This window comes from Lacrimispora amygdalina, assembly GCF_003432035.1.
Classification (GTDB): Bacteria; Bacillota; Clostridia; order Lachnospirales; family Lachnospiraceae; genus Lacrimispora; species Lacrimispora amygdalina.
The window spans coordinates 125,138-132,896 of sequence record NZ_QOHO01000071.1 but is presented as its reverse complement, the minus strand read 5'-3'; the positions used below and the strand labels follow the sequence as shown (position 1 = coordinate 132,896).

At 32.8% G+C, this 7,759-nt stretch carries 6 protein-coding genes; all 6 read left to right on the top strand.

The window, feature by feature from the left end; genetic code table 11:
- Positions 1-416: 416 nt before the first annotated feature.
- The 6 genes from DS742_RS21265 (at position 417) to DS742_RS21240 (ending at position 7,674) form a co-directional block, all read left to right on the top strand.
- Positions 417-1,130: a hypothetical protein gene (locus tag DS742_RS21265; RefSeq protein ID WP_147325836.1), complete on the top strand. Its 714-nt coding sequence runs from the start codon at positions 417-419 to the stop codon at positions 1,128-1,130.
- 86 nt (positions 1,131-1,216) lie between these two features.
- On the top strand, positions 1,217-2,053 hold the full coding sequence (locus DS742_RS21260) for a hypothetical protein (RefSeq protein WP_117418973.1): 837 nt from the start codon (positions 1,217-1,219) through the stop codon (positions 2,051-2,053).
- Between the two features lie 555 nt (positions 2,054-2,608).
- Entirely contained in the window at positions 2,609-3,184 is a 576-nt protein-coding gene (locus DS742_RS21255; protein ID WP_147325835.1) for a SecDF P1 head subdomain-containing protein, read from the top strand.
- Between the two features lie 24 nt (positions 3,185-3,208).
- Positions 3,209-3,601 (top strand): RDD family protein, encoded by a 393-nt coding sequence (locus DS742_RS21250; RefSeq protein WP_170313541.1) that lies wholly within the window; start codon positions 3,209-3,211, stop codon positions 3,599-3,601.
- Positions 3,602-3,827: 226 nt separating this feature from the next.
- Positions 3,828-4,937, top strand: coding sequence for a Gfo/Idh/MocA family protein (locus tag DS742_RS21245; protein WP_117418969.1), 1,110 nt, complete (start codon positions 3,828-3,830; stop codon positions 4,935-4,937).
- Positions 4,938-5,544: 607 nt separating this feature from the next.
- A complete protein-coding gene (locus DS742_RS21240; RefSeq protein WP_170313540.1) occupies positions 5,545-7,674 on the top strand; it encodes a methyl-accepting chemotaxis protein in 2,130 nt (709 codons plus the stop codon).
- Positions 7,675-7,759: the final 85 nt, after the last annotated feature.

Here is a 7,759-nt window from a genome sequence, read left to right as displayed (position 1 = left end):
TGAAAATTTAATTAGTGATAAGCCCAGCACAGAACTTAATATAGAAATTGAGGAATAGTAATGTTTGATTACATTCTGTGATCCTCCGAATATTAGATTAGATGATCCAAACTGTAATTTAGATTTCCTGCCTTTTCATATGAAGAAGAACAAACAGCCTTACTGAACAGGCTATTAGATCTGTGTGCTACGGAAGTTGTCGGGCTTGCGGCCGCGCCCGCTGGGCACCCAGTTTATATATCAGGTTCAGGTAGAAATTGTTTAGGTTTTATTGCTTATTTGGAAGGCGGATCGGAGTATCTGCTTTCAGGATGAAAATCGTTTCTATGTCAGGGGAATGGCGGAGACGGACAGTTAATATTATAGCCTATTATCAGGATATATTATAAAAAATATGAAAATAAAAATGGAGCAGAATGATGAAGTTATTAAGGTATTTAAAAAAGTATATCCTTATTATCTTGACTGTATTTGTTTTAATGGTAATGGGCGCATTTGTCGTTTTTTTTGCATTAACATATCTCAATAGTAAAGTAAAAGAAACCAATTTGGCAAATATAAAAATAGATGAAGATGGAAATTGGGAAATACCCAATTTCGAAACTCCGGACCTAGTGTATGCAAACACAATGGAGGAGGCACTTTCGTTCAATGTTGATTACTATTTTAAACGTTATCCATATATGCATAAAGTGAACGATGTAATTAAAGTTTTTGAGAATGATGAGTACGCAACTATGTTTTATCACACCATTAAAGATTCTAAAAGAGAAGGATTAGTTGCCAGTAAATTTAAAGTAAAGGAAACTGATGGAATAAAGCAATATGCACTTATGTCAGTGGAGCTTACAGAAATGGGGGGCTGGATAATGTCAGGGCCGTTACAAACAATGCGTGAATTTGCTCCATTATATGATTTCATGTCAGAGTTTAGCATTAACAAAGGTGATAGGTTTATATATGGCAGCTTTGGTACTGAAAAAGTTAAAACGATAAAAATTGAAGGGCAAAGTCCTACCGAAGTGATTGAATATATGGTGAAGGGAAAAAAAGAATATTTCTGGTATTATGAAAATTTAATTAGTGATAAACCAAGTTCACAATTCGATATAGAAATGGAGGAAGAGTAAGAATTAAAAGTAAAGTATTGAGACCAGTTAAAAAATTATTAAAATCTATTTGGATTATTATACTTATAATTTTAGGAGCATTTATAATGCTCACTGCCTTGATTTTTATTCTGGCAATAATTAAACATCAAAATAAAAATGTCGATAATGTTTCATCTAAAATAAGTATACAGTACAATAGTGATGCAGTAAATTTAAAAGAACCAGAACCAGTATATAAAGATACAGTAAATATGACTCCAGAATCCTATTTAGAGCAATATCTAGAGGCATTTAATAATCAGGATGAGGAAGCAGCTTACCGTTTATGGATTCATGGTGCTAATACAGAAAAAGCAAGAAAATCATATGCTGAACTTTTTAGTAAACATTTGAAAATTTGGGGTATAAAAAAAACATATACTTATACTAAGAGTGGTGAAAAATATAGACCTGCTGAGGGAAAACGACCTGCAGGGATACTATATACCTATGAAATAGAGTGTCCCGAGGATACTTTTCAGGTTGAGTTATCAATTGATAAAAATTATAATGGAAAGTCTGGGCTAAATTATTTTAAATTAAAACGCCTGGAGGAGCCAACAGGAAAAATTAGTACTTGGCGAAAATTTGATTTTGCACAATGGGTTATGGCTTTTTGTGCCATACTAGAAGTGATTTTTACTTTATATACATCAAGTATTTGTATAAAAAAGAAGCAGAAACGTTGGGGATTATGGATTTTTTTAATAATGATTGTATATGGAGGTGTATGCTTCACTGTAACAGAAAATGTTCAAGTGGGATTTTTTGTGTATACGCTATTTATGCCTAAAATAATGAAATATTCAACTGGTATACAGGTGTTTTTATCGGTACCAGCTGGTGCGATTGCTTATTGGATATTTAATCATAAAAATAGAATTAAAAAAGACATAAAGTAAGATGTTACTGACGGTTTAAAGTTTTTAAACAACCGACAGATTTTATTCAGTTCTGTTCGATACCCCTGTCTGTCAGAGTTTTGCTTGAAGAGAACTCCTGATTGATAGAAGATTATATTCTCTGAAGTTATAAAAAAAGGGGGGCAATCAATTCCAAATTGCCCTCATTTTAGTTGTAGTTTCTTCTTGCGTAGTTATACATCAAAGATAGTGATGGATTATGTATGAGGCTGATATGACCCAAGAGTTTTTATAGTTTAGTATCTTCCATTCCATTTTTGTAAAGGCTGGATGCAGTGTAAAGGCGAGAGCATGTGTGAAAATGGAGGAAAGATGGGAAAGAAAAGTATAGTAATAGAAATGATGGAAAAAAGTACATCTTCCTACGGCTTTCATTATGCAGCATATGAGAGCTAACTTTGGATATTCATTAGAGAGGTAGAAGGAGTGTTTCAAAGCAGAGATCTAATTATTAGAGAAAATAAAAGGTTTAAAAAGAGATTGCATATAGTTATCATATGTGTAATTCTATTAACCTTAAGTGGTTGTATACAAATGAAGGATTTTATCTATTCTTCACATACATTTTCTATAACTCTAGATACAACAGAGAATATATCTAAAACTCAGCTTAAGCAAGCATGTGATGTAATAGAAAATAGAATAAAAATATTAAAAATAGATGGGACAGCAAGTACTAAAAACCAATCTATAATTGTAACTATAAAAGGTATTGATAAATCAGAAGAATTGATTGAAAAATTATGTCGTAGGGGGAATATTTGTTTTATTGATGAGAATGGCGATACAATATTGGATAACAGTTCAAATGATTTAATTGAATCGGCTCAAATTTATTTTAAACCATTAGACGGTAAATCTAATTATTCATTAGAGGTTCATTTATGTAAAAAAGCTGCTGAGGAGTTTGGAAATTTTACAGAACAGAATATAGGAAAACATATAGGTATTATTATTGATCAAGAGATGTATTCCTATCCAATAATTTCGGAAAAAATTGAAAATGGCATATTCGAGATGGATAATATTAAAGACGAAGAGAATGCATTTATTATTAAATACTTATTTTTATCTGAATATTTGCCCTATGAATTTTCGCTTCGTCAATAAGTTTAAAAGTTGGAGGAATATGCTATGAAAAGATTTATGGCAGCTATAATTGACATTGTTTTATTTTATATTTTTAACTCCCTTGTGGTATTGTTATTATTAGCTTGTTTATTAAATTCGAATTTGTATATATTTATAGATTTAATATTTAATTTTTATATGGTTATAATGATAATTATATTATTTGCTTATTTTTTTATAGCAGATTATAAATTTTCTGAACTCACTGTGGGTAAAAAAATCATGAATATAAAACCTTATCAGCATGTCGATAAGATAAAATTTGAATTTGCATATGTACATACGTTAATTAAAATAACAGCTTCAATATTGTGGCCAATCACACTTATTTATTTTCTGACTCACAATAATACAATGTTCTATGATACGATTTTAAGTATAGAAATAGAAAATTAATAATTATTGAAAGATGTAAACTGTAAGGAATTTGGGAATACTTCATACCTTAGAAAATGTTGATAATTTGAGGCTCGGACAAAATGATGGAGGATTTCAGTGTTCAGCCATTTGATTTGGATATTTACAAAAAGAAGAATCCATCTATGTCAATATTAACAGAAGGGAATTTTATAGGGAGCAATATATTAGAAGTTTTGCTATTTAATAATCAAAGGAGGGCCCCATGACTAAAATTAGATATGCTATAATAGGAAATGGATTTCGGGCGATGGCTTTTTTAAGAATAGGCCTTGTTCTATCTGCACAATTTGAAGTAACCTCTGTATTCTTCCGAAATAAAGAGAAAGCAGCCGAATTTTCCCAAACCCATTCCGTTCCAACAGCTTTGACTATAAAGGAATGCTTATCTACGAATCCTGATTTTGTGGTGATAGCCATTGGAAGGGATGGAAATCCTGAGATGGTAAAGCAGTTAATCTCTTATGGCATTCCAATGTTAGTAGAGACACCGCCTGCCATGAACTTAAATGATCTTCATTCCCTGTGGGACATTTCTATAAAACAAAATGCCAAGATTCAGATCGCGGAACAGTATTTTCTTCAGCCGCTTTATGAGGCAAAATTAAAGGCTTTAAAAAAAGGAATATTAGGCGAGGTTCATAACTTATCCATATCCTGGGCTCATGACTATCACGGTGTCAGCTTAATTCGAAGGCTGTTAGGAGTTGGATTTGAAAAAGCCCAAATAAATGGTAAAAACTTTCAATTCCCTGTGACGATCACCGATTCCAGAGATGGAATTAAGACAGATGGAGAGGTCGTCATGGCTGACCGATCAAGATACACCATAGAATTTGAAAGCGGAAAAGTAGCTTTTTATGATTTCGCGTCTAATGTACAATACCGTTCCAAAATCCGAACCCGTCATCTAAATATACAAGGGGTTCGTGGGGAAATGGATGATGATATTGTACGCAGCTTGACCAAAGATAACCAGCCGTTAGTTCAAACCTTTCAAATTACCCAGGACATTAATACATTGTCCACCTATTCCATTAATCTTGGAGGGGAATGTCTCTACAGAAATCCTTTTGCAAGGGAACGGTTTACGGATGATGAAGTTGCCATGTTACGCTGTCTCCTTGGAATGAAAGAATATCTATTGACTGGTAACAGCTTTTATTCCTTTGCAGAGGGCTGTCAGGATAACTATTTTTTCTTATTGATGCAGGAGGCTCTAAAGCAGCCGTATGTAGCCGTAAAAACAGAAGTTCAACCATGGAATCAGGCAAAGAAAATAACAAAAGGTGCCGTACCGGTCCCTTTGGGATAGACCAGGTTATTTTTGAAAAATGTAAATTTTAAGGAATAAGGGAATACTCTATACCTTAGAAAATGTTGATAATTTGAAGTTATCTTTCACTAAAAACACAGTAAATATACCGCCGCCCCAATCGGACGGCGAACTTATTGTCCTGGACTGGTTATGAATCATTGGTAGGTTGAGGAGAGATGTACTAAAATTCCAGGATAGTCATGGGTTAAAAGAATTTGTTGCATAATTTTTATAAATACAATATAATAGGAAGTAGAAAAATGTGGTAATTTGCAATAATTTGTAGAAAATGTAGTAACTTATAGCAATTAGTAGTAAAAAATAGAAAAGATTTTAATGTTAATTGTTTATGCGAAAGAAACTGATAATATAATTTTTGAAGTAATTTTTCTTTGAGAAGTTTAAAATTTTTGCTAATTAGGTCTATAATAATTGATGTTTATTTGAAAGGAGGTGCAATTTTAGAAATAGAAGAGTTAACAGAAATAAAGTGATAATTTGATTTGTAAAACTTGCGTTATGGATTGAATTTATCAGTAAAAATACCAAAGATAAATTTATTAGGAGATATTGAACACTCATTTTATTGAAAGGAATGATCATAATGATGAAAAAAATGAACTTCAGTTTGAAGGTAAAGCTTAGTATAATTATTTTATTATTTTCATTGTGTCCATTAATCTTAGTTTCTATAATATTTACAAATTTTACGAGTAAAAGTATAATGTCTGAACAAAAGAGAGCATCCAATAAGCAGCTTGAGATGTTTAACAGTAATATTGATTCAATCATTGATGAATTAATGAATAATACAAGTGGGCTTGCAAACGATGCAATAATAAAACAGGCAGATGGATCTCTGACAAGTTATATAAATAATAATGGAATTACGCAAATGACACCTGGTAAAAATGGCGGAGTCGAACAGAAAATTTACCAGCGATTTAAAGAATTTGGAGAAACACATCCTAATTATCAATATGTATATATGGGGGTGGAATCGGGAGGATATGTTCAATATCCAGAAGGGAATATGGAAGGCCCTTTTGATCCGCGACAGAGACCATGGTACCCTGTTGCCCTTAATAATCCAGATAAAGCAGTATTAGGAGATCCTTACTACTTTGCAACGGATAACATTGTTATCTTAGGTGCTTCACAAGTGTTGAAAGATACCAATGGGAATGTAATCGGTGTTGTTGCATTAGATATGAGTTTGGATAAGATTACAGAAATGGTTGACAAGGCAGGGAAAGATACAAAAGGACATTTTATCATTGTTGATGATAGCGGAACGATTATTGCAGATCCAAGTAACAGTGATAATAATTTTAAAAATGCAGCAGAGGTATATGGAAATGAATTAAGTAATCTTATTTTATCAGGTGCAGATTTCAATGAATTGGAAGTGGATAATAAAGCATATTTAGTTAAGACTATAGAAAGTGAAAAGACAAAATGGCGATATGTAGCGCTTTTGGATAAGGATGACATACTTAGCCCCATTATAAATTTAATTCGGTTGGAAATGATTATTATTTCTATTGTGTCATTATTAGCTATTTTGTTTGGTATAATTACAAGTGCAAAAATTTCAAAACCAATAAAGGAAGTATCCAAAGCTGCTAATAAAATAGCTGGAGGAAATTTTAATGTGCAGTTACATACCAAAGCAAGTGGTGAAGTAGGTGAACTGATTGATTCATTCAAAAGGATAGGAATAACTTTGGTTGAGTATAAAGAGTATATTCAAGAAATAGCACATATTTTAAATCATATTGCACAGGGGAATTTATGTTTTGAATTGAAACAAGATTATATAGGAGAGTTTTCAAAAATAAAGGATTCTCTTCTCAACATTTCAGAAAATCTTTCTCTGACAATTGAAAATGTTAAATCATCATCAGATCAAATTGCAATGGCCGCTAATCAGGTATCATCGGGAGCACAATCACTTGCCCAGGGAACAACGGAGCAAGCAAGCAGCATTGAGGAGTTTTCGGCAATGATTTCTGATATTTCAATGCAAATTAAGAATACTGCAAACAATGCTGATTTGGCGAACCGGGAAGTTGTGTCTACTTCTGAAGAGGTTATCAATAGTAATAGTCAGATGCAAGAAATGAAAGTAGCTATGAATAATATTAATGCAAAATCTGCAGAAATCAGTAAAATCATTAAAACGATTGAGGATATCGCATTCCAAACGAATATTTTGGCACTAAATGCTGCTGTTGAAGCAGCAAGAGCTGGTTCTGCTGGAAAAGGATTTGCTGTTGTTGCGGATGAAGTTCGAAATCTGGCTCAGAAATCAGCAGATGCGGCAAAAAATACTACTATGCTCATTGAAGAAACAGTGCAAGCGGTTGAGCGGGGATCTAAAATTGTTGATATCACCGCACAGTCAATGATAAATGTTGTGGCAGGATCAGATCAGGTGCGAGAGTTTGTTAATGATATTGCTCGTACTTCTAAAGAACAATCAGATGCAGTGTCTCAGATATTAATAGGAGTTGAACAAATATCCGCTGTTATTCAAAGCAATAGTGCGACTGCAGAAGAAAGCGCGGCAGCAAGTGAGGAGCTTAGTGGTCAAGCTGACTTGTTGAAGCGGAACGTGGACCAATTTAAAATCCAAAAAGGTCTTAACATTCATTTTAATCAGTCTATAAAAACACAGGATAATACTATAGAATCAAGCCAGTACATAATGGAGGATGGAAATAAATATTAGAGAATGCAAGTGTATTTATGTTTGTCCCTATAAGTTAAAATTTAAGCCACAAGCTTTCGAGCCTGTGGCTTATTGTTTAAGTGGA